The organism is Acetobacterium sp., from assembly GCF_041752335.1.
In the GTDB taxonomy this organism is placed as follows: domain Bacteria; phylum Bacillota; class Clostridia; order Eubacteriales; family Eubacteriaceae; genus Acetobacterium.
The window spans coordinates 88622-113214 of the sequence record NZ_JBGSHG010000004.1 but is presented as its reverse complement, the minus strand read 5'-3'; the positions used below and the strand labels follow the sequence as shown (position 1 = coordinate 113214).

General features: G+C 44.7%; 17 protein-coding genes. 14 read left to right on the top strand and 3 right to left on the bottom strand.

Annotated features, from left to right (window positions below; genetic code table 11):
* Positions 1 to 8: 8 nt before the first annotated feature.
* Positions 9 to 4274: a PolC-type DNA polymerase III gene (locus ACEW8F_RS00945; RefSeq protein ID WP_373481594.1), complete on the top strand. Its 4266-nt coding sequence runs from the start codon at positions 9 to 11 to the stop codon at positions 4272 to 4274.
* Between the two features lie 69 nt (positions 4275 to 4343).
* On the opposite strand, the gene ACEW8F_RS00940 is transcribed toward ACEW8F_RS00945, so the two are convergent.
* A complete protein-coding gene (locus ACEW8F_RS00940; RefSeq protein ID WP_373481627.1) occupies positions 4344 to 5504 on the bottom strand; it encodes a 1-deoxy-D-xylulose-5-phosphate reductoisomerase in 1161 nt (386 codons plus the stop codon).
* Positions 5505 to 5779: 275 nt separating this feature from the next.
* Between ACEW8F_RS00940 and ACEW8F_RS00935 the strand changes: the two genes are divergently transcribed.
* From ACEW8F_RS00935 to ACEW8F_RS00885, 11 genes are all read left to right on the top strand, one after another.
* Complete coding sequence (locus ACEW8F_RS00935) at positions 5780 to 6928, top strand: iron-containing alcohol dehydrogenase (protein ID WP_373481593.1); 1149 nt, start codon at positions 5780 to 5782, stop codon at positions 6926 to 6928.
* A 259-nt stretch (positions 6929 to 7187) separates the two neighbouring features.
* Entirely contained in the window at positions 7188 to 8417 is a 1230-nt protein-coding gene (locus ACEW8F_RS00930) for a murein hydrolase activator EnvC (protein ID WP_373481592.1), read from the top strand.
* 399 nt (positions 8418 to 8816) lie between these two features.
* Entirely contained in the window at positions 8817 to 9506 is a 690-nt protein-coding gene (ftsE, locus tag ACEW8F_RS00925; protein ID WP_026395986.1) for a cell division ATP-binding protein FtsE, read from the top strand.
* Positions 9496 to 10413 carry a permease-like cell division protein FtsX gene (gene ftsX / locus ACEW8F_RS00920; protein ID WP_373481591.1) on the top strand — a complete coding sequence of 306 codons (918 nt, stop codon included), beginning with the start codon at positions 9496 to 9498 and terminating at the stop codon, positions 10411 to 10413. Before ftsE ends, ftsX begins: the two co-directional genes overlap by 11 nt.
* Before the next feature lie 36 nt (positions 10414 to 10449).
* Positions 10450 to 11619, top strand: a complete 1170-nt coding sequence (locus tag ACEW8F_RS00915) for a murein hydrolase activator EnvC (RefSeq protein WP_373481590.1) — start codon at positions 10450 to 10452, stop codon at positions 11617 to 11619.
* 103 nt (positions 11620 to 11722) lie between these two features.
* Complete coding sequence (locus ACEW8F_RS00910) at positions 11723 to 12922, top strand: S41 family peptidase (RefSeq protein WP_373481589.1); 1200 nt, start codon at positions 11723 to 11725, stop codon at positions 12920 to 12922.
* Between the two features lie 151 nt (positions 12923 to 13073).
* Positions 13074 to 15050, top strand: a complete 1977-nt coding sequence (gene uvrB, locus ACEW8F_RS00905) for an excinuclease ABC subunit UvrB (protein ID WP_373481588.1) — start codon at positions 13074 to 13076, stop codon at positions 15048 to 15050.
* Positions 15051 to 15071: 21 nt separating this feature from the next.
* Positions 15072 to 17879 (top strand): excinuclease ABC subunit UvrA, encoded by a 2808-nt coding sequence (gene uvrA / locus ACEW8F_RS00900; RefSeq protein ID WP_373481587.1) that lies wholly within the window; start codon positions 15072 to 15074, stop codon positions 17877 to 17879.
* A gap of 199 nt (positions 17880 to 18078) precedes the next feature.
* Positions 18079 to 18303, top strand: coding sequence for a ferrous iron transport protein A (locus tag ACEW8F_RS00895; protein ID WP_026395981.1), 225 nt, complete (start codon positions 18079 to 18081; stop codon positions 18301 to 18303).
* Positions 18304 to 18384: 81 nt separating this feature from the next.
* Positions 18385 to 20406: a ferrous iron transport protein B gene (feoB, locus tag ACEW8F_RS00890; protein ID WP_373481586.1), complete on the top strand. Its 2022-nt coding sequence runs from the start codon at positions 18385 to 18387 to the stop codon at positions 20404 to 20406.
* A 37-nt stretch (positions 20407 to 20443) separates the two neighbouring features.
* Positions 20444 to 20608, top strand: coding sequence for a FeoB-associated Cys-rich membrane protein (locus ACEW8F_RS00885; protein WP_304888392.1), 165 nt, complete (start codon positions 20444 to 20446; stop codon positions 20606 to 20608).
* 195 nt (positions 20609 to 20803) lie between these two features.
* Here ACEW8F_RS00885 and ACEW8F_RS00880 read toward each other — a convergent pair whose 3' ends face one another.
* On the bottom strand, positions 20804 to 21004 hold the full coding sequence (locus ACEW8F_RS00880; protein WP_014356887.1) for a cold-shock protein: 201 nt from the start codon (positions 21002 to 21004) through the stop codon (positions 20804 to 20806).
* 307 nt (positions 21005 to 21311) lie between these two features.
* Positions 21312 to 21560: a hypothetical protein gene (locus ACEW8F_RS00875; RefSeq protein ID WP_373481585.1), complete on the bottom strand. Its 249-nt coding sequence runs from the start codon at positions 21558 to 21560 to the stop codon at positions 21312 to 21314.
* Positions 21561 to 21678: 118 nt separating this feature from the next.
* Here ACEW8F_RS00875 and uvrC point away from each other — a divergent pair, with 118 nt between their 5' ends.
* The gene (gene uvrC, locus ACEW8F_RS00870) at positions 21679 to 23514 is read left to right on the top strand and encodes an excinuclease ABC subunit UvrC (RefSeq protein ID WP_373481584.1); all 1836 of its coding nucleotides are present in this window, start codon (positions 21679 to 21681) and stop codon (positions 23512 to 23514) included.
* A gap of 86 nt (positions 23515 to 23600) precedes the next feature.
* Positions 23601 to 24563, top strand: a complete 963-nt coding sequence (gene hprK, locus ACEW8F_RS00865; protein ID WP_373481583.1) for an HPr(Ser) kinase/phosphatase — start codon at positions 23601 to 23603, stop codon at positions 24561 to 24563.
* The last annotated feature ends 30 nt before the right edge of the window (positions 24564 to 24593 follow it).

The following is a 24593-nucleotide window of genomic DNA, read 5'->3' as shown; positions in this document are numbered from 1 at the left end:
CGAGATCTTTGAGTATTTTAACCCGACGACAGGAACGATATCAAAAAATAATAGCGGACTATCATCTGATCACCGATAGTATTAAAATCAATTCCAGTAAAGGGGAATTGATTTTTAAATTTTCCAGTCCAAAAAAACAGGCTGATACTGAATTTATCAAAAATGAAATGCAGGAAATTTTTGATTATGCTAAAGCCTTGGAAATCGAGGTGGCTCCCCTTCAGTATCAGGATGGCGAGCATCTCCTGGCCACCGATGGCAAAGGGGTCAGTCAGTTGCTGGTTGGCATCAATCAGAAGATAACCAATATCCTGTTGATCAATACTCTGATTGCTGAAGGCAACACCTTTTATGTCAGAGGACGGTCCACTGGTGAACTGGATGGGGAAGCCCTGGCGATTTTTTCCAGTCGTTTCAAGCGCTTGATCGCTGAACACTATGGCCTGGAATCTGACTTGGTGGTGCGTTTTACCGATGACGATTCGGTGGCGGAAAAAAGTCAGCAGGATCTGGAAAAACGATTGGCGGCAATAAAACCGGTTAGTGCCAGTTCAAGCAGTTCAACGAATGGGTCCAGCACCGCCAAGCTTCCCAAGGCCGAAAAACCCGGGGATGTGGTCACGGGAAAAAAGATAACCCGTAGCTGGGAATGGCTCAAAAATGTAGATTTTAATATTAATGGGGAATCCGAAGGGAAAAGCCTGGTGATCAAAGGCTGGGTTTTTGGCGTCAATACCCGACCGTTGAAAAACAATAAGACCCTGCTGACCTTTAATATCACCGACAATACCAACAGTATTACCTGCAAAATCTTCACCGACAAAGAAGAAGTCATCGAAGGAATTAAAGAAGGCAGCTGGTATCTGGTTGAAGGCAAGATCAATTATGATGAGTATTCCCAGGAAATGATGTTTTATCCCCGCAACATCAACCTTGCCAAAGAAACCATTAAAACCGACGATGCCTTGGTTAAACGGGTCGAACTTCATCTGCATAGTCAGTTCAGTGCCATGGATGCAGTCAGTAAGGTGGAGCAGATTATGAAACAGGCTTCCAATTTTGGCCATGACATCATCGGCATCACCGACCATGGGGTGCTGCAGGCCTATCCGGAAATGATGGAATTGGGCCGCAAGAAAAAAATCAAGGTACTCTATGGGGTCGAGGGTTATTTGGTGGAAGATCAGCTTAATATGGTTTACGGCAACCAGGATCAGGACTTCTGCGGCGAATTTACTTTTTTTGACCTGGAAACCACCGGGCTTGTTCCCGGAAACCATAAGATCATTGAAATTGCCGCGGTGCGCATTAAAAACAAACAGATCGTCGACAGCTTTTCGACGCTGGTCAATCCCCATTGTGAAATACCGGCCTTTATTACCAATCTGACCAATATTACCAATCAGATGGTGGCCGATGGCGTGGAAGAACGGGATGCTCTGGAAAAATTTCTGGAGTTCTCCGGCGAGACCATTCTGGTCGCCCACAATGCCGCTTTTGATATGAGTTTTTTAAATAAAGCCTTAACCGATCACGGCATTGCCCGGGAAAATACCGCGGTGGATACCCTGGCGATGTCCCGGTGTCTGCTAACCCAGATTAACCGCCATAATCTGAAAAAACTATGCTCTTATTTTAAAATTGATATTCAAAATCATCACCGGGCGTTGGATGATGCGGCGGCCTCGGCCAAGGTGTTTGTCAAGCTTTTGGATCTGGCTGAGAAAAAAGGCTGCACCTCGATCCAGACCCTTAATACTTTGTCCAGTCGAGAACGGAGTATCCGGCTTAATGCCACCAACCATATTATCATCTATGCCAGAAACCAGGCCGGAATCAAGGATTTGTATCGCCTGGTTTCTGAATCGCATCTGAATTATTTTTATAAAAAACCGCGCATACCCAAGTCTTTGCTGGCGGAAAACCGGGAAAACCTGTTGTTGGGCTCGGCCTGCGAAGCAGGAGAATTGTTTACCTCCATGGTTCACAATAAGTCCCAGGATGAGATTCAGCAGATTGCCAGCTTTTATGACTATCTTGAAATCCAACCGCTGGGAAATAACCAGTATCTGATTGACAATAACAGCGTCCCCGATCAGGAGGCCCTGAAGACCTTGAATAAACGGATCATTGATTTGGGAAAAAGCCTGAACAAACCAGTGGTAGCCACCGGCGATGTTCATTTTGTCAATCAGGAAGATTCCCTTTACCGGGAAATTTTATTCACCGGTCAGGGTTATAAGGATGCCGGTAAACAGCCGCCGCTATATTATCGAACCACCCAGGAAATGCTGGATGAATTTGCCTATCTGGATGAGGAAACCGCCCGGGAAGTGGTGATTGACAATCCCCGCAAAATCGGCGCGATGATCGAAGAAGTACTGCCGATACCCGATGGCACCTATCCACCGGTGATTGAAGGATCCGACGAGGAAATTCGCGAAATGGTGGAAGAGCGGGCCAGGGAGCTCTTTGGCCAGCCGCTGCCGGAACTTGTCGAAAAGCGGATTAAAAAAGAATTGGATTCGATCATCGGCAACGGCTACTCAGTCCTCTATCTGATTGCCCAGAAATTGGTTTATCATTCCATGGAAGACGGTTATCTGGTCGGCTCCCGGGGCTCGGTGGGGTCATCCTTTGTGGCCACTCTTTGTGGGATCACCGAGGTTAATCCGTTGGCCCCGCACTACCGTTGCCCCCGCTGTAAACATTCCGAATTTTTTAACAGCACCGAGGTCGGGGTGGGACCGGATTTAAAAGATGCCAATTGCCCCCATTGCGGAGCCAAGCTGGATAAAGATGGCTTCGACATCCCCTTTGAAACCTTTTTAGGATTTGAAGGCGATAAAGAGCCCGATATTGACCTTAATTTTTCCGGCGAGAATCAGGCCGAAGCCCATCGCTACACCGAGGTGCTCTTTGGTAAGGGCAAGGTTTTCCGGGCTGGCACCATTTCTACCATTGCCGAAAAAACCGCCTTTGGCTTTGTCAAAAACTACTATGACGAAAAAGACATCAAAGCTACCCGAGCCGAACTGGAACGGGTGATTTCTTGCTGCGCCGGGGTCAAAAAAACGACCGGCCAGCATCCTGGCGGAATTATGGTAGTACCAACCTATAAGGACATTTATGATTTCTGTCCGGTTCAGCGTCCCGCTGATGACACCGAAAGCGATACCGTCACCACCCATTTTGCCTATGAGTCCATCAGCGGTCGTTTGTTGAAGCTGGATATTCTGGGCCATGATGATCCTACAATGTTAAAAATGCTCAAGGATTTTACCGCCATTGATCCGGTCGGAATTCCCCTGGATGACGAAAAAACGATGAGTTTGTTCACCTCCACCAAAGCTCTGGATTTTACCGACAATGATTTTGAATCGCCCTTGGGGGTTTGCGGGATTCCCGAGTTCGGTACCAGTTTTGTTCGGGAAATGCTGCTCGATACCAAGCCCACAGCGTTTTCCGATCTGATTCGGATTTCCGGTCTATCCCATGGCACCGATGTGTGGTTAAATAATGCTCAGGATCTGATCCGCGATAAGAAGGCCACCATTAAAGAAGCCATCTGTACCCGGGATGATATTATGATTTATCTGATTTATGCAGGATTAGAAGCTAAAACAGCCTTTACGATTATGGAAGCGGTCCGAAAAGGAAAAGGTCTCAAACCCGAATGGGAAGAAGATATGAAAAAGAACAAGGTGCCGGAATGGTATATTGATTCCTGTAAAAAAATCAAGTACATGTTTCCCAAGGCCCATGCGGCCGCCTATGTTACCATGGCCTTTCGAATTGCCTGGTATAAGGTTTATTACCCGCTGGCTTACTATGCCACCTACTTTTCAGTCCGGGCCAGCGAGTTTGATGCTCAGCTGATCAGCCAGGGTAAGGGGGTGGTGGTGCAGCGGATGAATCAGATTAAAGAACTGGGAACCAAGGTCTCCAACAAAGAAAAGTCACTGTTGACGGTGCTGGAGATTGCCCATGAAATGATGTGCCGCGGTTACAGCTTTAAAAATGTTGATGTTTATGAGTCTCATTTTAGCCAGTTTCGAATCATTGGCGATACGCTGCTGCCACCACTCAACGCCCTGGAAGGGATTGGCGACAAGGCGGCCCAGCGAATCTTTGAAGAAGCCCAGCTGCGCCCCTATATGTCCCGGGAGGATTTGCAGAACCGCACCAAGATCAGCAAGTCGGTCATTGAAACCCTGGAAAAACAGGGTTGTCTTAACCAACTGCCGGCTTCCAATCAGATTACCTTTTTTTAAGCACTCGTTTTTCCATAAAGAAGGGGGGCGTGGAATCCACGCCCCCCTTTAATATTGCCTACATTAAAATTAATCAGTCTTTACTTCCCGGGCCATTTCCCGGGCCCAGGCATCCACAGCCAGCACATCATCAAGACCAGGACAGGAAATCACCTGATGTTTTTCCATCACCAGCCGGTTAATCCGGGGAATGTCCAGAAAGTGGATCTCCTGATTTATAAATCGGGCCACTGAAATTTCATTGGCTGCGTTAAGGACACAGGCCATGGTACCGCCAATTTCAAGGGCGTCGTAGGCCAGCAGTAAACAGGGAAAAGCTTCAAGATCGGGATCTTCAAAGGTAAGCTGGCGAACCAGCCTGAAATCTAGAGCTTGACGGTTATTGGCGATCCGATCCGGATAGAAGAAAGCAATTTGGATCGGCAGCGCCATATCTGGCATCCCCAATTGGGCCATCGTAGAATGGTCAATGAATTCCACCATCGAGTGGATAATACTCTGGGGATGAACCACCACATCAATCTGATCACATCTCAGATTAAACAGCCATTTGGCTTCGATAACTTCCAACCCCTTATTCATCAGGGTGGCTGAATCGATGGTGATTTTTTTACCCATCGACCAGTTGGGATGTTTCAAGGCCTGAGCCAGGGTAACAGATTCCAGCTGTTCTCGGGTTTGACCCCGGAACGGTCCACCGGAAGCGGTAATGATGATCCGCTCAATTTCTTGATGTTTATTTCCCATCAGACATTGAAAAATGGCGCAGTGCTCACTGTCCACTGGCAGCAGCGAAACCCCTTTAGCTGCTGCTGCATCGATGACAAGCTGGCCGCCGGCCACCAGCGTTTCCTTGTTGGCCAGAGCGATATCTATGCCCGCATTAATGGCCGCCAGGGTTGGCTGCAGGCCAATCATGCCGGAAACCGCCGTGAGCAGCAGATTGTTTTCCGATGCGGTGGCGACCGCAATCAGGCCATCTAAGCCAGACACTACCGCTACTGTAGATCCCTTTGTTTTCAAGCGCTTTTCAAGCTGGAGTGCTGAATCCCCATCCATGACACAAACAATCCGGGGGGAATAGGCGTCGATCTGCTTTTCCAGGAGATCAATGCTGGTGTTGGTAGTTAAACCGATAATATTTAAAACGTCGCTGTTTTCAGAAACCACTTCCAGAGCCTGGGTTCCAATCGAACCGGTCGACCCGAGGATGCTGATATTTTTCATAATTACCTCTTTTACACAATTAATTCTATCAATTTCTGTTTAAAATCATATAATACAATTCTTAAAAATAAGAGATAAATTTAAACAACAGATTAACAATTGGTCGGTACGGGAGTTTGAGAGATCCTGAAAGCCGTTTATTATTTGTTGTGTTCGGTTTATTCCATATCATCAATCAGTCATTTCAATAATGTATCTCAAACAAGAGAAAATTTCCATTTATTCAGCCATTTCTTTGACATATAATCATGTAAACGAATAATTTTGGAGGTGTTCTTATGGCAAGAACCTATTATTTTCCACCAGTAGTAATTATGGAACCCGGTGCAATTGAATTAATTGCTCCCGAGATCAAACGTATGAACGTGAAAAAAGCTTTAGTTGTAACCGATAAAGTGCTTGTTGAAGCAGGTATTGTTCAAGATGTACTCAATGTATTAGATGGAGCAAAAGTTCCGTATGCTTTATTTTCAGATGTTAAACCAAACCCCACCGTTGCCAATGTAAACGCCGGTCTTCAGGCATTGCAGGATAATGAATGTGATTTTCTGGTTAGTATCGGCGGCGGATCTCCTCAGGATACCGCCAAGGGGATCGCCATTCTGGCAACCAATCCCGGAGATCTCCGGGATTACGAAGGCGTCGGGAAAACCGCTAACAAATCGCTACCGATCGTGGCTATTAATACCACTGCCGGAACTGCCAGTGAAGCAACCATTAACTATGTTATCACGGACGAAGCGCGTAAACTGAAAATGGTTATCGTTGATCCCAACTGCCTGGCTACTGTGGCTGTCAATGATCCGGTTTTAATGATGAAAATGCCAAAATCATTAACCGCAGCGACTGGTATGGATGCCTTGACCCATGCCATTGAAGGTTATACAACGGCTGGGGCCTCACGATTTACCGATCTTTTTAATCTGGAAGCGATCAAAGCCATTTCCGGCAGCTTAAGACAAGCTGTTGAAGATGGTGACGATTTGGATGCCCGGGATGCCATGGCTTATGGTCAGTTTGTAACCGGTATGGGCTTCTCTAACGGTGGGCTGGGAATTGTACATTCTATGGCACACCAGTTAGGCGGATTCTATGACCTGCCTCACGGCGTTTGCAATGCCATTTTGCTGCCCTATGTAACGGCATTTAATGCCGATGCTGTTGGCGACAGATTAAAAGACATTGCCGTGGCGATGGGGTTGGATATCAGCCGTCGGGAACCTAAAGAAATCAATATCATGGCCATTGATGCCATTAAAAAATTATCAAAAGATGTTGGCATTCCCTCGGGACTCAAAGAAATCGGCGTCAAAGAAGAAGATTTCAGCGAATTGGCAGACCTGGCTCTGGCCGATATCTGTACCGGCGGAAATCCGAAATGCCCGACCAAACAAGACGTGATTGCTATTTACAAAGCTGCTTTTTAAGTTTAGCGAATAGAAAGCATTTATAATTGATAACGAATAAGACATTCTGAATTTTTGGAGTGTCTTTTTTTTGATAAAAAAAACAAAAAACAAAAAATCGCATTTATTACTGTTTTGTACAAAATATTTTCAAGTTATTCTATTGTTTTAGTTTTAATTGCGACATTATTATGGTATAATACAACCGTTACAAAAACAATAAAAATTACCCGAGAAGTAACAAATATAGGTCACACTAAGATTGTGGGAAAGGGGAAAAATGAAAAAACATCGAATAGTATCAGGTATCGTTACTGGTTCCCTGGTTTTGGCATTTTTAACAGCACCCGTCAATGCGGCTTCATTAACCGAGCAGTTGGCACAAAGCAATGCTCGACAGGCAGCAGCAAAATATCAAGTTGACATGACTCAGAACACCATCAACGGGATTGAGGAAGAAATCAGTAAGGTCAATGAAGAGGTTAATCGAATCAGTGGGATCATTGGTGCTATCAATGAAGAAATCTCAACCATTGAAGGGAATATAGCAAAAAAACAGGAAGAACTGAAAGTTGCAGAGGCGAAAAAACGGGAACAGGAAGATGCCATGAGCGATCGGGTCCGAGCTATGTATATGTACGGCAACGGCAGTATCATGGAATTCATCTTTTCAGCTTCTGATTTTTCTGATTTTATTACCAAGTTGGATATGTCCCGTTACATTATGACAGCGGACAAGGACTCCCTGAATGCTCTGGACGAAACAAAAAAAGTAATTGATGAGAAGAAACTGAGCATTGAGGCAGATCGCTTAAAAACAGTTGAGAAAAAAACCGAACAGGAAGTTGTTTTGACTCAGCAGGAAGAAGTACTAGCCCAAAAAGATCAGTTATTAGCCCAAAATCAGGCAGCATTAGACGAATATAAGGCAATTGAAGAAGCTGAAGCAGCTACATCAGCTGATATTGAAGGACAGTTGCAAGCCTATTATGAACAGCAGCGTGCAGCTGCAGAACAGGCAGCGGCTCAGAATAGCGGCAACAATGGATCGACCGATGGCAGTGAAGGAGATACCACCAACAGTGGCGGTGGAGACACATCAGGTGGCGGATCAACGGCACCTCCGGTGTATTCCAGCTCTTATGTTTGGCCGTGTTATGGCGATATTACCAGTCCTTTCGGCTGGAGAATCCATCCCATTTGGGGTGATTCCCGATTCCATGCTGGAGTTGATATTGGAGCATCGTCTGGTACCCCAGTGGCCTGTGCCGGAAACGGAACAGTGATCTCAGCCGGTTGGAATGGTGGTTATGGGAATTGTGTAATTGTCGATATTGGCAATGGTTTATCAGTGGTCTATGCGCATCTAAGTGCGATGAATGTCTCAGCTGGAGAAACCGTAGCGGCGGGTCAAACCGTTGGGGCAGTAGGAAGCACCGGCGATTCAACCGGATCTCATCTGCATTATGAAGTGCGATTGTATGGATCACCAATCAGTCCCTATATATAAAGCTAATTAGTTAATTGAGATAAGATTAAAGTATGGAGAAAAGATATAAATAAAAATCTTTTCTCTTTTATTTTTGCCCAAAAAACAAATGTTCTGCCGGCAGGATTGTTGAGATTATGCAGAAAATTTAAATTTGGACGAATTTAGATACATTTGTTACAAAAAATTTATTTTTTTAATGAAATTAATTAAAAAGTGTGCTAGAATAAATACAGATTCAAACAAGGAATGCTCGGAAAGTGAAAAAAGGCTGATATCCAGAAGGCTTTTCTATTCCGGATTAAATAATTAAGGTAATCTTAACTTATCACATTCATTTAAGAAGAAAATAGGATAGTACATGTTAAAATACCGTGTCAAAGCAATCAGAATGATAAGTAATTTAGGAGTGGCTAAGATATGATCGAATTTAAAAATGTAACCAAGGGTTATGATAAAAACAAGAGCGATGCGCTTAAAAATGTGAGTCTCTTTATTGATAAGGGTGAGTTTGTCTTTCTTGTCGGCCGAAGCGGTGCGGGAAAATCCACATTCATTAAGCTTCTTTTAAGAGAAATCGAGGCCACTGAAGGCTCGGTTTATATTAATAATTTTAATGTATCCAAACTTTCAAAAAAGGAAATCCCGTTTTTAAGGCGAAAGATGGGAATTGTTTTCCAGGATTTTCGGCTGCTGGAAAACAAAAGTGTCTATGAAAATGTAGCCTATGCCATGGAAATAATCGGAAAATCAGAAAAACAGATCCAGAAGCGGGTTCCGTTGGCTCTGGATATGGTTGGTTTATCCCATCGAATGAACCATTATCCCCACGAGTTATCCGGGGGAGAACAGCAACGGGTGGTCATTGCCCGGGCCATCATCAATAATCCATCCATTCTGATTTGCGATGAGCCGACCGGAAACCTTGATCCTGAAACATCTTATGAAATCATCAGTATCTTAGAAGAAATTAACCGCAGAGGAACAACGGTCGTCGTGGTAACCCATGACCGGGAAATAGTGGATACCATGAAAAAACGTGTCTTGACATTGGAAGATGGTATTCTTAAGGTAGATGATGCGACAGGCAGGTACGGATATGAAGTTTAGTTCCATCAAAACAATGCCCAAAAATGTTGTTCGTGATACCATGAAAAGCATTGAGCGAAACAATCTGATGAGTGCCGCTTCGGTGCTGTCGGTTATCGCCGCCTTAATTATTCTGGGAATATTTTTGATTTTAACCATCAATGTTCAGGAAGTTACCAAAGATGTGGAATCAAAACTGGAACTGAAGATATTTCTCCAGTCGGATTTCACCGATACCCAAAGAAAAACCATCGAACAGGCGCTGGAAAAAAGCGATCTGATTGAAAATGTCACCTTTGAAAGTGCTGAGGAAGCATTAGAAAAATTCACTGTGAGTCTGGAAGATTATGCGCCATTACTCAGTGGCTATAATTCAGAGAATAATCCCATGCCGGCATCTTTTGTAGTCCGGGTAACTGATCCCAATGACATGGAAGAAGTTCAAACCCTGGCCATGTCTTATGAACGCGAAGGGGTTGAATATGTCCGTTACGGCCAGGAATATGTGGAAGCCTTGGTGAGCTTCAATAAGTTTACGAACACCTTGAGTATCGTAGTACTGGTGGTATTATCGATGATTTCCATTTTCATTATTTACAATACCATTAAATTAACCGTTTTTGCTAGACGTCGAGAAATAGGAATTATGAAATATGTGGGTGCTACCAACGCCTATATCCGGGCGCCCTTCATCCTTGAAGGAACCTTACTGGGGTTAATGGGAGCCATTGTGGCATTCCTGATTATCCGCATCACCTATTACTATATTTTGGGTTTAGTCGGTGGAAATCTCTTTCTGCCGGTGGATGCCACTTTGGCTTCCCCAGATGCAGTAATGGGTCAACTGATATTTTTCTTCCTGCTTTATGGAGGATTTATCGGAGCAGTCGGCAGCGTATTTGCGATTCGCAAATTTTTGGACGTATAAATGATTAGACGTGGTCGAACACAGGAGGATTGTCGGATGACAAAAAAACGAATTATTTCTGGCCTTGTGGGCATGATTGTCACATTGGGGATACTGGTATCTCCGGTTAACGCAGCATCCTTGTCAGAACAATTGGCGGAGAGTAATGAAAAACAGGCAGCAGCGCAATATCAAATTGATATGACGCAAAACACCATTGCCGGAATCGAAGCAGAAATTGGCAAGGCCAATGAAGAAATGAGTCGGATTACCGGCGTCATTGAGACGATCAATTCTGAAATAGCGGTGCTGGAAGCTAATATTGCCAGAACCCAGGAAGAGTTGAATATTGCCGAAGCCAAACGAAAAGAACAAGAAGAATCAATGAACGAACGTGTCCGTACCATGTACATGTATGGAAATGGCAGTATGCTTGAGTTTTTATTTACATCAAGTGATTTTGCCGATTTTGTCACCAAGGTTGACATGTCCCGATATATTATTGAATCAGATAAGGAATCATTGGATGCCTTAGCTGAAACAAAAAGAATCATCGATGAAAAGAAAGATAAAATTGAGGCCGACCGTCTTCAAACAGTGTCTAAAAAGACTGAACAGGAAACAGCCTTAGCCCAGCAGCAGGAAATCAAGGCTCAGAAAGACAGCTTGATTGCTCAAAACCAGGCCGTTATTGCTGAGTATCGTGCTGTAAAAGATGCTGAAGAAGCCAACGCTGCCAGTATCCAGGCTCAGATTCAGGAAATGATGGCTGCCCAGGCTGCTGCCTCTGGCGGATCAACCACTGGTGGCAGTACAAGTTTTGTACCATCAAACGGAACCTATCAATGGCCCTGTCCAGGTTATTATCCATCAGCAGATGATGATTTCTTTGGTACCCGCTTGCACCCGATCTGGGGTGATTACCGAACCCATTACGGCGTTGACATGGGAGCTCCCTCGGGAACACCGATTCTGGCCATGGGTAACGGATCTGTTTTATCAGCCGGTTGGAATGGTGGCTATGGAAATTGTGTAATTGTCGATTTAGGAAATGGGGTGCAGGCCATGTATGCTCATATGAGTGATTATGCCGTATCAGCAGGCCAAACTGTTAACAAAGGCGATGTGGTTGGATACGTCGGATCAACCGGGGATTCCACCGGGGCCCATCTACACTTTGGGGTACTTTCAGGTGGATCATATGTCGATCCTTTAGGATATTTTTAAGCGAAACATTGTAGAATATAACGAAAGAACAGGAGAAAAGAATCATGATTCTTTTCTCCTGTTTTATTTGCAGCAGACTAATTTTGGGGAAAAGGTGAAGATAATGGAAAACAAATCAAAAAAAATAAAACTCATCGTAATTGTTGTGGTGATCATCATCACGAATTTCATCACCTTTACAGTGGTGACGACCAGTAATTTCCTCCTTGGGAACAAGCTGATTGTGACGGTCGACAGCAGCGAAACAGCGGCGGGGATAAAAAAACTGTTGGCGTTGAAAGAACAGATTGGTTTAGAGTATTATAAGGATGTCGATAACACCACATTGATCGATGGTGCCATCAAGGGGATGTTCGACAGTCTGGGCGATCCCTATAGCACTTATTTTACCTCTGCGGAGTTTTCAAAATATATGGAATCTGCCACTGGTGTTTATGAAGGCATCGGCGTGGTAGTAACTGAAGACGAACAGGGTTATACCACTGTCATTGCGCCCCAGAAAGGAACTCCGGCAGAGGCAGCCGGCATTAAAACCGGAGACAAGATCATTAAGGTGGACGGTGAAGATGTGAGCACCATTGGATCAGATGCGGTTGTTGCGAAAGTCAAGGGGCCCGCAGATACCACCGTCAATATCACCATTGCCAGAGGTGATGAAATTATTGAAATGCAATTAGTCCGCAAAACCATTGAAGCAAAAACAGTGGAATCCCGGGTGATTGGCGATAAAGGTTATATTCAAATCAGTGAGTTCACCGATAAAACCGCAGACGATTTTGAAACCCAGCTGGGTGAGCTGCTGGCCCAGAACATCACCGGTCTGGTTATTGATTTGCGCAGCAATCCCGGTGGCGGTGTGAAGGAAGCAGTAGAAATTGCTGACCGGATTCTCGGTGAAACATTAGTTGTCTATACGGTTGACAAAAACGGCAATCGAACCGAATATAAATCTGATGGCACTGAACAGCTATCCTTACCGATGGTAGCGCTGGTAGATGGGGGATCTGCCAGTTCCGCCGAAATTTTAGCCGGTGCGCTCCAGGATACCGGAGCTGCCCAATTGGTGGGAATGACGACATTTGGGAAGGGCATTGTTCAGGAAATTATCAGTCTTACCGATGGCGGTGGTTTTAAGGTAACAAACTCCGAATACTTTACTCCCAACGGAAATAATATTCACGAAAAAGGACTGGAACCGAATATTGTCATCGACGCTACCGACTTCATGAAGAATAATTTTTTCACCGACGAAGAAGATGTCCAGCTTCAAAAGGCCCTGCAAGTACTCAGCGGAACCAATTAATTTTGTAGAGCATGCCAATTCGGCATGCTTTTTTAATTTTTGGCAGAAAAATTAAGAATTTATTAAATCAGAAGGATTATCATTTGCCATTAAAAAAAAGCTGTGGTAAAATAACAGAACGAATGTTCATTCAATTGATTGGAGGGTGCTGATGAAAGAGATGAAGCATGCATTTAAGGTTGTGTCCGAATACGAACCCAAGGGAGACCAGGGACCAGCTATTGAGAAAATTTCAAAAGGAATCCGGGATGGATTAAGATATCAAACCTTATTGGGGGTAACTGGCTCAGGAAAAACCTATACCATGGCCAAGGTCATTGAGGCGGTCCAAAAACCAACCCTGGTGATTGCCCATAATAAGACCCTGGCAGCCCAGCTGACCAATGAATTCCGGAGTTTTTTTCCGGATAATGCGGTGGAATATTTTGTCAGCTATTATGACTATTATCAGCCGGAAGCCTATGTACCCCACTCAGATCTGTTTATTGAAAAAGACTCATCGATCAATGATGAGATCGATAAATTGCGGCATTCCGCTACGGCGGCCTTGTTTGAACGGCGGGATGTGATTGTGGTTGCCAGTGTGTCCTGCATTTATGGACTGGGAAGTCCCTTTGATTATGAAAACATGATGCTGTCCCTCCGCCCGGGAATGGAAAAAGATCGGGATACAATTATCCGCAAATTGGTAGATATCCAGTTCACCCGGAATGATATTGCTTTTGAGCGGAATAATTTCCGGGTTCGCGGGGATATCCTGGAGATATTTCCTTCGGCTTCGTCAAACAAGGCGATTCGCCTGGAGTTCTTTGGTGACGAAATCGAACGGATTACGGAGATTGATACCCTGACTGGCGAGATTTTTGGCGAGCTGAACCATGTATCGATTTTTCCGGCCTCCCACCATACGACGACGCCGGAAAATCTGGAACGGGCGATTTCAGGAATTCAGCAGGAACTAAGGCAGCGCTATGACGAATATACCAACAGCAACCGCCTGGTGGAAGCGCAGCGGATTCTGCAGCGCACCAATTATGATATCGAAATGCTCCGGGAGATGGGTTATTGCAATGGGATTGAGAACTATACCCGCTACATTAACGGTTTGCCCCCAGGATCGCCACCCTATACCCTGATTGACTACTTCCCCAAGGATTTTCTGATAATTGCCGATGAATCCCACGTCTCGATCCCGCAGATTGGCGGGATGTTTGCCGGCGATAAGGCCCGCAAGAGCAATCTGGTGGATTACGGTTTTCGGCTACCCTCAGCCTATGATAACCGGCCCCTGAATTTTTCCGAATTTGAAAGTAAAATTAATCAGATTGTTTTTACCACCGCCACGCCCAGTAAATACGAAAAAGAACACAGCCAGAATACGGTAGAGTTGATTATCCGACCCACCGGTCTGATTGACCCGGAGATAACGGTTCGCCCGGTGGCTGGTCAGATTGATGACCTGCTGGGTGAAATCAAATTGACCACCGGCACAGGAAATCGGGTATTGGTCACCACGTTGACAAAAAAAATGGCCGAGGATCTCACTGATTACCTGAAAGAAAATGGGATCCTGGTGAATTATCTCCATTCAGATGTGGATACCATCGAGCGGATGAAAATTCTTCGGGATTTACGGTTAGGTACCTTTGATGTACTGGTGGGCATTAACCTGCTGCGCGAAGGTCTGGACCTGCCGGAGGTTGGTCTGGTAGCAATTTTAGATGCCGATAAGGAAGGGTTTTTGCGGTCTGAAACATCTCTGATTCAAACCGTTGGCCGGGCTGCCCGTAACCTGGAAGGCCATGTGATCATGTATGCCGATAAGATCACTCCGTCCATGGACCGGGCCATCGGCGAAACCAATCGCCGTCGGGCCATTCAAACGGCTCATAATGAAGCCCATAATATTACCCCCAGCTCAGTTAAAAAAGACATCCGCTCCATCATTGAGGCAACCAAAGTGGCCGAGGAAGCGGATACCTATGCGATTGGAAACGAAGCAGTTGATATTGATGTAAAAATCAAAGAACTGGAACTGGAAATGCTGACAGCGGCAGAAGCCCTGGAATTTGAACGGGCCGCTAAACTGCGCGACGAAATCCATCATCTGAAGAATTACAGAAGATAAATAGCCGATATAAGGAGTAATATGAAATACATCGAAATAAAAGGTGCAAAAGAGCACAACTTAAAAAATATTAACCTCAAAATACCTCGGGATCAGCTGGTGGTTTTTACCGGGCTGAGCGGATCGGGTAAGTCATCGCTGGCATTTGATACCATTTATGCCGAAGGGCAACGCCGTTATATGGAGTCCCTTTCCTCCTATGCCCGGCAATTTTTGGGCCAGTCTCAGAAACCGAATGTGGAGAGTATTGACGGTTTATCCCCGGCGATTTCCATTGACCAGAAAACCACCAACCGCAATCCCCGCTCCACCGTTGGCACGGTAACCGAAATATATGATTACCTGCGGCTGCTTTACGCCCGGATTGGGATTCCCCATTGTCCAAAATGTGGAAAGGTGGTAGAATCTCAATCGGTGGATCAGATTGTCGATCGCATCATGGCCCTACCGGAAAAAACAAAGTTTCAGATTCTGGCACCGGTTGTCCGGAAGGAAAAGGGACAGCATAAAAAAACCATTGATCACGTCAAAAAAGAAGGCTTCGTGCGGATCATTGTGGATGGGGAACCGATGGAGGTTTCCGACGAAATCAATCTTGATAAAAATAAGAAGCATAGTATCGAAGTGGTGGTGGATCGTCTGGTGGCCAAGGATAACCTGGGAAAACGACTGTCCGATTCCCTGGAAATTGCCCTGAAGCTTTCCGGTGGATTGGTGATCTGCGATGTAATCGGCGGCGAGCAGCAGCTTTTCAGTGAAAAACTGGCCTGTGCCGATTGCGGCATTGCCATGGATAAACTGGAGCCGCGCACCTTTTCATTTAATAATCCTTTTGGGATGTGCCCGGATTGTCATGGCTTGGGCTTTCATCAGGAAGTGGATCCGGATTTACTGATTCCCGACAAGAGCTTAGCAATTTCCAATGGGGCAATCAAATTCTTTGGCTTAAAAAGTGATTCCAAATACTATTATAATCTGATTAAAGCGCTGGCCGAAAAACATCAATTTGCCATTGACACGCCGCTGGAAAATGCCAGCGAGGCATTTTTGGAGGCCCTCTTATATGGCAGTGACGAGGTGCTGGAAATCTCCTATGAAGGAAAGTTTTCCGGGACCTATAGTTCCACCTTTGAAGGCTTGATTAAAAACATGGAACGGCGCTATCTTGAAACCACCTCCGAGCGGATGCGGTCTTTAATAGAACGCTATATGTCTGAAACGCCCTGTCCCACTTGTAAGGGTAAGCGTCTTAACCCCATCAGCCTGGCGGTGACGATTCATGATATGAACATTGTCGAGATTACTGATATGTCCATTGGCCAGTTAATTAAATTCTTCAAAACCCAGATTATGACCGATCGGGAAATGATGATTGCCGAATCGATCTTCAAAGAAATTGAGGCTCGGCTGAATTTTCTCAAAAACGTCGGGTTGGAATACCTGACCCTGTCACGGAATGCCGGTTCCTTATCCGGGGGCGAGTCGCAACGAATCCGGCTGGCCACCCAGATTGGCTCAGGGTTGGTGGGTGTGCTCTATGTTCTGGATGAACCCAGCATCGGACTGCATCAGCGGGATAATCAGAAACTGCTGGGTACCCTGCGGCGGTTAACCGATTTGGGGAATTCACTGATCGTCGTGGAACACGATGAAGAAACCATGCAGGCTGCCGACTATATTGTTGACATTGGCCCTGGTCCCGGGGTTCATGGCGGCGAAATCGTTGCCCAGGGAAGTCTGGACGAAATTATGGCGGTGCCTGAATCCGTCACCGGCCAATATTTTAGCGGTAGGCGATTTATTCCGATTCCGGACCGGCGCCGGGAAGGAACCGGAGAGCTGATTAAAATTGTTGGCGCCCGGGAAAATAATTTGAAAAATCTCGATGTCGATTTTCCATTGGGAAAGTTTATCTGCGTTACCGGAGTTTCAGGATCAGGAAAAAGCACCCTGATCAATGAGATTTTATATAAGGGAATTTCCCAGAAGCTCTATCGGAGCCTCAAAAAACCGGGAAAATACACCAGTATCGAGGGGGTAGAATTCATTGACAAGGTCATTGATATCGATCAGTCGCCGATCGGCAGAACCCCCCGCTCCAATCCGGCTACCTACACCGGCGTGTTTGATCAGGTTCGGGATCTTTTTGCCAAAACCCCGGAAGCCAAGGCCAGGGGTTATCAGAAAGGCCGGTTCAGTTTTAATGTCAAGGGCGGACGCTGTGAAAAATGCAGTGGTGACGGGATCATCAAAATCGAAATGCATTTTCTGCCCGATGTCTATGTGCCCTGCGAGGTCTGTGGGGGCAAGCGCTATAACCGGGAAACCCTGGAAGTAAAATATAAGGGCAAAAACATCGCGGATGTACTGGACATGACGGTGGAAGAAGCCCTGGAATTTTTCAGCAATATTCCCAAAATTAATGACAAACTCCAAACCTTGTATGATGTCGGTCTCAGTTATGTGCGCCTGGGTCAGCCCTCAACCCAGCTATCAGGCGGCGAAGCCCAGCGGGTGAAACTGGCCACCGAGTTAAGCAAACGCAATACCGGCAAAACCCTCTACGTTCTCGACGAACCCACCACCGGTCTGCACATCGCCGATGTCCATCAGCTGATCACCGTAATCCAGCGACTGGCCGACAGCGGCAGCACCGTGGTTGTCATTGAGCACCAGTTGGATATGATCAAGGTCGCCGACCATATCATCGACCTCGGTCCCGAAGGCGGCGACGGCGGCGGCACTATCATCGCCATCGGAACCCCCGAAGAAATCGCCCGGGTCCCCGAATCCTACACCGGTCAGTATCTCAAGAAAATCTTACTGTGATTGATAAAAAAGAAAGCTGATCCAGCTTTCTTTTTTAGATACGTTTAAATAAAGCTTAAGGTCATAAAAAGTTTCAGACTCTAATTGACAATGGATTTCAATTAGAGTATAATAAAGCTAACAAAAAAGAAAGTCAGCATTAACAAATGTTGACAGATTTCATTTATGAATTTAAACCATAAGAATAGAAGGTGTGTTTATGTTTACTTTGAAAGATTTAAGACCAGGCCAGAAAGCCTGTGTAGGCTCTATCGCCGTAGAAGGCTTAATGCGTCGCAAACTCATGGACATGGGTGTAACACCAGGGGTAGAGATTCAAGTTAATAAAACAGCTCCATTTGGAGATCCCATTGAGGTTCGCTTAAGAGGATATTCTCTCAGTCTCCGGAAAAAGGACGCTGAAAATATTTTAATGGTTCAGTAATAAACGAGAAACCACCTGTACAGGTGGTTTCGTTGTTTAATCAGCATTTTAGCGAGGCATCAATGGAAATGAGGAATAGAAATGAAATATAAGGTAGCATTGGTGGGAAATCCCAATTCGGGAAAGACCACACTTTTTAATTGTCTGACCGGCAGTAATCTCTATGTGGGAAATTGGCCGGGGGTAACCGTTGAAAAAAAAGAAGGAGATCTGAGAGATACAGCTAAGGATATCACTTTAGTGGATCTGCCCGGAATTTATTCATTGGCGCCCTATTCCATGGATGAGATTGTGTCCCGGAATTTTCTGCTGGAAGAGCGGCCGGATCTGATTATCAATATCATTGACGCCTCCAACATTGAACGAAATCTTTATTTAAGTACCCAGCTGATGGAGCTTAACTGTCCGATTGTCGGCGCTTTGAATATGATGGATGTGGTTAAGAAAACCGGGATCGAAATTGACGTCCGGGAGATGGAAAGAATCTTCGGCTATCCCTTTATTGAAATATCCGCCCAAAAAGAAACGGGAATTGACGAACTGATCAAGCTGGTTGAAAAAACCGTCGAGATTAAAAAGCTCAAAGAATTTCCGCAGATATTTCCCCAGGAAATAATGACCCTATTCAATGAATTTGACGATCTCATCGGAAACAAGTATCCTGAGGTTTTATCAAATTATCCGCATCTTTTTCGGGTTATCAAACTGATTGAAAAAGATGAAGAGGTGTTGCTGAAGATTCATAAACATGCTGACTTGCTGGAAGACATCGATGCGGTTCGAAGAAAAATAGCAACGGTGGCTAATCATGATGTCGACAGCGCCATTGCCGATTATCGGTATCGCTTTATTACTGCAGGGATCAATAAGGCAACCAGGAAAACCAAAGAAAATGTCATCCCATTCCAGGAAAAACTGGATCGGATATTAATGAATCGATATGCAGCCCTGCCGATTTTCTTTTTCTTTATGTTTGTTATTTATTATGTTTCGATTACGCTGGTGGGGGATATTACCATTGGCGGCATTGAGTGGTTTATCAATGATGTGCTGATGGTTGGGGTTAAAACGGGCCTGGGTAGTCTTGGAGCAGCCGACTGGATTATTGCTCTGATCAATGACGGTATTATCACCGGCGTTGGAGCGGTACTGACCTTTGTGCCCCAATTAGTGGTGCTCTTCATTTTTATTTCTATTCTGGAAGACAGCGGTTATATGGCTCGGGTTGCTTTTATTATGGATCGGATTTTTAGACATTTTGGTTTGTCCGGAAAATCGTTTATCCCGATGGTAGTGGGATTGGGCTGTTCGGTTCCGGGAATCATGGCCACCCGAACCCTGGAAAATGAACGGGAACGTAAACTGACTGCGGTATTGACACCCTTTATTTCCTGTGGAGCCAAGATGCCCATTTACGTATTGATGGCTTCGGTATTCTTCGCCGAATATCAGACCCTGTTAGTATTCTCGCTTTATTTGGTGAGTTTAATCGTGGTTTTCACCTCAGGTTTTGTTCTTTCAAAAACCTGGTTTAAAGGAGCGGATTCCGGTTATCTGCTGGAGATTCCGCCGCTGCGATTGCCAAAGCTTAGGAATACAGCGACTCAGGTGTGGGAACGAATCAAGGAATTTATTGTTCGGGCTGGAACCATTATTTTTGCAGCATCAGTAGTACTTTGGTTTTTGCAGAGTTTTGATCTAAGTTTTCAAATGACCCAAGCGCCAGATGAAAGTATCCTAGCCATGTTTGGCAAGGTCATCGCCCCGATTTTTATCCCGCTGGGTTTTGGTAACTGGGTCGCCTCAGTTGCGCTGTTAACGGGAGTCGCTGCCAAAGAAATGATTATCAGTACCATGAGCGTGCTTTTGTCAGGACAGGATGGTAGTTTTACGGTTGCCATCAGCCAAATCTTTACCCCGGTATCGGCGTATAGTTTTGTGATTTTTGTGCTCTTGGCATCACCTTGTATGGCTGCCATCGCCACCATGAAAAAAGAACTGGGAAACTGGCGGGATTTTTTCTTTGCATTATCCTATCAAATTGGTTTGGCCTATGCCGTGTCATTTATCGTTTATCAGGTCGGCAGTCGGATTTTTGTTTAGTATTTAGCGCATTATAAATAGAAGAAAGAAGGACTCAATGATTACCTGGATTTTAGCAGCATTAATTTTAGGTGCGGCGGGTTATATTATCTTTAAGAAGGTCAAGAAAATGAAAGCAGGGGATTTTTCCTGTGAAGGCTGCAAAGGCGGCGCCGGCTGCCCGGGCTGTCATATAAAAACTGAGCCGCCCAAAGAAGATTAAGATTGATAATTGGTCGTAGACATAAAACTGAAGTAGTACCGACAATTGTTAGATCATGTTGTACGCATCGGAGCGGACACGGCGTAGCCTGTCCGATTCCGCAGCGAACAACAGATTAACAATTGGTCGGTACGGTAGTTTAGTAAAAAAAAGCCCCACCAGTAGAGCTGGTGGGGCTTTAAAAAAACTACTTAATTATGCAATAAAAACGTTTGTAGCCTGTAAGCCACGATCCGTTTTTTCGGTATCAAAAGTTACGCGTTGGCCTTCAACAAGGTTTTTACGTCCGTCGGCAATAATTGCTGAGAAATGTACAAATACATCTTCGCCGCCATCTACTGAAATAAAACCAAATCCTTTTTCCTCATTAAACCATTTTACTGTACCATTATTCATTTTAGGTACCTCCTAAATATTATTTATAAATCGTGATGCAAAAACAAAAAACACATATTTTTGCAAATCATCTAAACGTAAAAATGACTTGCAAAAATATGTGAAATCAATAAATACACTTTAATTCTCTTTTATTATACACCCGGTGAAGGATAAAGTCAAATGGTTTCCTAAACACTTTAGATGTTTAAGGAATCATGAAGAATGACAGCAGGTTATATTGTCGCCGAAAAACAATGAAAGAAATGAAAGGATCCATCTCGTCCGGTATGAGACGAGATGGATCAAAAAAAGCTGAACTCAAGATTTATGTGGTACAATAGCTGTTAAAGTCAATGGACTCATATTTTCGTTTTAACAGATCTTTCGCTTCCTTTAAAACTTCCTTCTCTGAAAGTGGAAGTCTTATCTCACGTATTTCGATGATTTTAAAGGGATTGTCTTTTATTGATTTTGTCAGCGTAAATCCACCATAAATTTTCGGAACAATCTTCACTTCGAAATTACCAAAAGAAATCAGGGTGTTGTGGCCATCTATAGATATTTTTTCAAACATGGTAACACTTCCTTTCTGTATAATAATCAGATGTTTAAAAAAGTATTATTATTATACCAAAATTAAGCGGCGAATAAACACAAAAATTCAAAAAAATATTTATTTAAGGTTGACCACGATGTATGATAAAGAAAAATTAAAAGATTTGCCCCAGAATCCTGGGGTTTATATTATGAGAAATAAGAATGGTGAAATTATTTATGTCGGAAAAGCCATTAATCTTCGTAATCGGGTGCGACAATATTTTCACGCGGCCAGTCAGCTCTCCTCGAAGACCGTGGTGCTGGTATCGCATATCGAAACCATTGAGACCATTGTAACCGATTCGGAAATGGAAGCACTGATTTTAGAATGCAATTTGATCAAAACCCATCATCCCCGGTATAATATTCTGCTCAAAGATGATAAGAGTTATCCCTGGATTCGGCTCACCGTCAATGAAGAGTATCCACGAATTCTGATGACCCGGGAATATAAAAAAGATGGAGCAAAATATTTTGGCCCCTTTACCAGTTCCTATGCAGTAAAAAATACGATTGAAGCTATTTTGAAAATATACCCCTTAAAAACCTGCAACCGTCAGGTTGTTTATGGAAAAAAGACCGGCCGGCCCTGTCTGAACTATCATATTGGCCAGTGCCAGGCGCCCTGTCAGGGAAATGTGTCCAAAGAAAAATATGCCAGCGATATCCAGTCGATTCTGGATATTTTAAATGGCCGGCATCCGGATCTGATTAAAAATCTGAACGAAAAAATGATTGCGGCTGCATTAAACCAGAATTATGAAGAGGCGGCAAAATACCGGGATCAGATTTCCGGAATCCAGCATATCATCGAAAAACAGAAAATCAGCTCCAGCACCAAACAGGACCAGGACTTTATTGGTTTAGCGCAAAGTGATGATCTCGGATGCGTCCAGGTTTTTCACGTCAGGGAAGGCAAGCTGATGGGACGGGATCATTTCTTTCTCGAAGAGCTTGGGGATGTGAGTCCCCGTGAAGTGCTGGAAAGTTTTGTTAAGCAGTATTATGCCAGTTGCGGATTTATCCCCCGGGAAATCATCTTAAAGGAAACCCTGGAAGATCGACAAGTCATTGAAGAATGGCTGGGCGATCTGGCCGGTAAAAAAATCGAAGTTCTCTCACCCCAACGGGGGCAGAAAATAAAAATGCTGGAAATGGTGGCGGATAATGCCGATCTGGCCCTGAAACAACAATTGCTGGAAAAACGGGAAAAAGAAATCCGTTCCAAAAGCCGCTTGGACGGACTGCAGGAACTGTTGGGTATGGCCCAACGACCGAGTCGCATTGAAGCCTATGACATTTCCAATATCAGCGGCACCAATAACGTCGGTGGAATGGTAGTTTTCGACGGTGGCAAGCTGAACCGTAAAGCCTGCCGCCGCTTTAAAATCAAGTCAGTGGAAGGTCAGAATGATTATGCCAGCATGCAGGAAATGATCTTCAGACGGATGGAACGGGCCATGAAAAACCAGGAAGGCAATAATTTTCTGCCATTGCCGGAAATTATGATGATCGATGGTGGGCTTGGTCACGTCAATGCCGCTGAGAGCATTGTTTCCCTATACCCGGTTGACATCGCGGTGTGCGGACTGGTAAAAGATGACCGTCACCGCTTGCGGGGAATTTTCTACAACGGCACCGAATACCCGATCAAAAAAGCAACCCCACTCGGTGTCTTCTTGTTCGAGATTTCCGAAGAGGTTCACCGTTATACCCTGGGATACCACCAGATTTTAAGAAAAAAAGAAATGCTGGCCTCTCAGCTGGAGGAAATTCCCGGCGTCGGCAAAAAACGGCGGGAAGCCCTGATGGTCCATTTTGGCCAGGTGGATAAAATCAAAAAAGCCACATTAGCAGAACTACTGGCAGTCCCGGGGATGCAGGTAAAAACAGCCCAGGCGGTCTTTGAATTTTTTCATAACGAGAGGTGAAAAGACTTTTATCAATAGAAACTTTGAGGTAGAATAACTTGAGTAAATTAATCAGCAGTAAATCAATGAAAAGAGATAAAAGAAGTATGAATGGTAAAGTAAATTTAGACGATTTCTGTAAAGAAATCAAACTTGAGAAAATTTATTATAAGTCAACGGAACTGAACCTGGTCAACAGCGGGATCAATCGACCGGGGCTGCAACTCCATGGTTATTATCAGCATTTTGATTCCAACCGGGTCCAGGTAATTGGCAAGGTGGAAGTCGCTTATTTGCTGGACCTGGATCCGGAAGTCCGAAAACAGAAAATTGACGACTTTTTTTCCTATGAATTTCCCTGTTTTATTGTTTGTTGGGATCTCGATGAGACCCATCTGTTTGAAGAAGCGGCCCAAAAATATGGACGAACCCTGTTAAAAAGCAAGGAACATACCACGACACTATTTTATGATCTGGTTAACTATATCGATCAGCTGTCAGCCCCCCGAATCAGTTTGCACGGGGTACTGGTAGAGGTTTTTGGGGTTGGGGTTCTGATTACCGGCCCCAGCGGTATTGGCAAAAGCGAGACCGCCCTGGAAATTGTCAAACGTGGCAATTGTCTGATTGCCGATGATGTGGTTGAGGTCAAACGGATTCGCGATGGGCACCTGATGGGCACCGCTCCGGAGCTGCTGCAGCATTTTATGGAAATCCGGGGTATCGGCATCATTGATGTAAAAACCCTTTATGGCGCCAGAGCTGTCAAAAAAGATGTGGAAATAGATATGGTGATCCGACTGGAAAATTGGGATGAACGGTCCCCCTATGATCGGCTGGGTCTGGATGAACAAACCCTGGATATATTGGGAATTGAAGTTCCGGAAGTAATGATTCCCGTTTCCGGCGGACGAAACCTGGCTTGCATCATTGAAACTGCCGCGATCAATAACCGTACCAAGCAATATGGTTATCATTCAGCCCAGGTTTTTTGCGATCGGGTTGCTCATCAAAATGATCTTGAAGTGGAGAAGCGGGAAGCGAAGAAAAAACTGGAAGAACTGAAGTAAATTGGCATTTGATAAATACCGGACAGTTAT

Coding starts and splice junctions, on each gene's coding strand:
- uvrB (WP_373481588.1), top strand. CDS start 13,074: ATGAAAGAGATGAAGCATGCATTTAAGGTTGTGTCCGAATACGAACCC.
- ACEW8F_RS00910 (WP_373481589.1), top strand. CDS start 11,723: ATGGAAAACAAATCAAAAAAAATAAAACTCATCGTAATTGTTGTGGTG.
- ACEW8F_RS00880 (WP_014356887.1), bottom strand. CDS start 21,004: ATGAATAATGGTACAGTAAAATGGTTTAATGAGGAAAAAGGATTTGGT.
- ACEW8F_RS00885 (WP_304888392.1), top strand. CDS start 20,444: ATGATTACCTGGATTTTAGCAGCATTAATTTTAGGTGCGGCGGGTTAT.
- ACEW8F_RS00875 (WP_373481585.1), bottom strand. CDS start 21,560: ATGTTTGAAAAAATATCTATAGATGGCCACAACACCCTGATTTCTTTT.
- ACEW8F_RS00895 (WP_026395981.1), top strand. CDS start 18,079: ATGTTTACTTTGAAAGATTTAAGACCAGGCCAGAAAGCCTGTGTAGGC.
- ftsX (WP_373481591.1), top strand. CDS start 9,496: ATGAAGTTTAGTTCCATCAAAACAATGCCCAAAAATGTTGTTCGTGAT.
- ACEW8F_RS00915 (WP_373481590.1), top strand. CDS start 10,450: ATGACAAAAAAACGAATTATTTCTGGCCTTGTGGGCATGATTGTCACA.
- ACEW8F_RS00930 (WP_373481592.1), top strand. CDS start 7,188: ATGAAAAAACATCGAATAGTATCAGGTATCGTTACTGGTTCCCTGGTT.
- uvrA (WP_373481587.1), top strand. CDS start 15,072: ATGAAATACATCGAAATAAAAGGTGCAAAAGAGCACAACTTAAAAAAT.
- hprK (WP_373481583.1), top strand. CDS start 23,601: ATGAATGGTAAAGTAAATTTAGACGATTTCTGTAAAGAAATCAAACTT.
- feoB (WP_373481586.1), top strand. CDS start 18,385: ATGAAATATAAGGTAGCATTGGTGGGAAATCCCAATTCGGGAAAGACC.
- ACEW8F_RS00935 (WP_373481593.1), top strand. CDS start 5,780: ATGGCAAGAACCTATTATTTTCCACCAGTAGTAATTATGGAACCCGGT.
- uvrC (WP_373481584.1), top strand. CDS start 21,679: ATGTATGATAAAGAAAAATTAAAAGATTTGCCCCAGAATCCTGGGGTT.
- ftsE (WP_026395986.1), top strand. CDS start 8,817: ATGATCGAATTTAAAAATGTAACCAAGGGTTATGATAAAAACAAGAGC.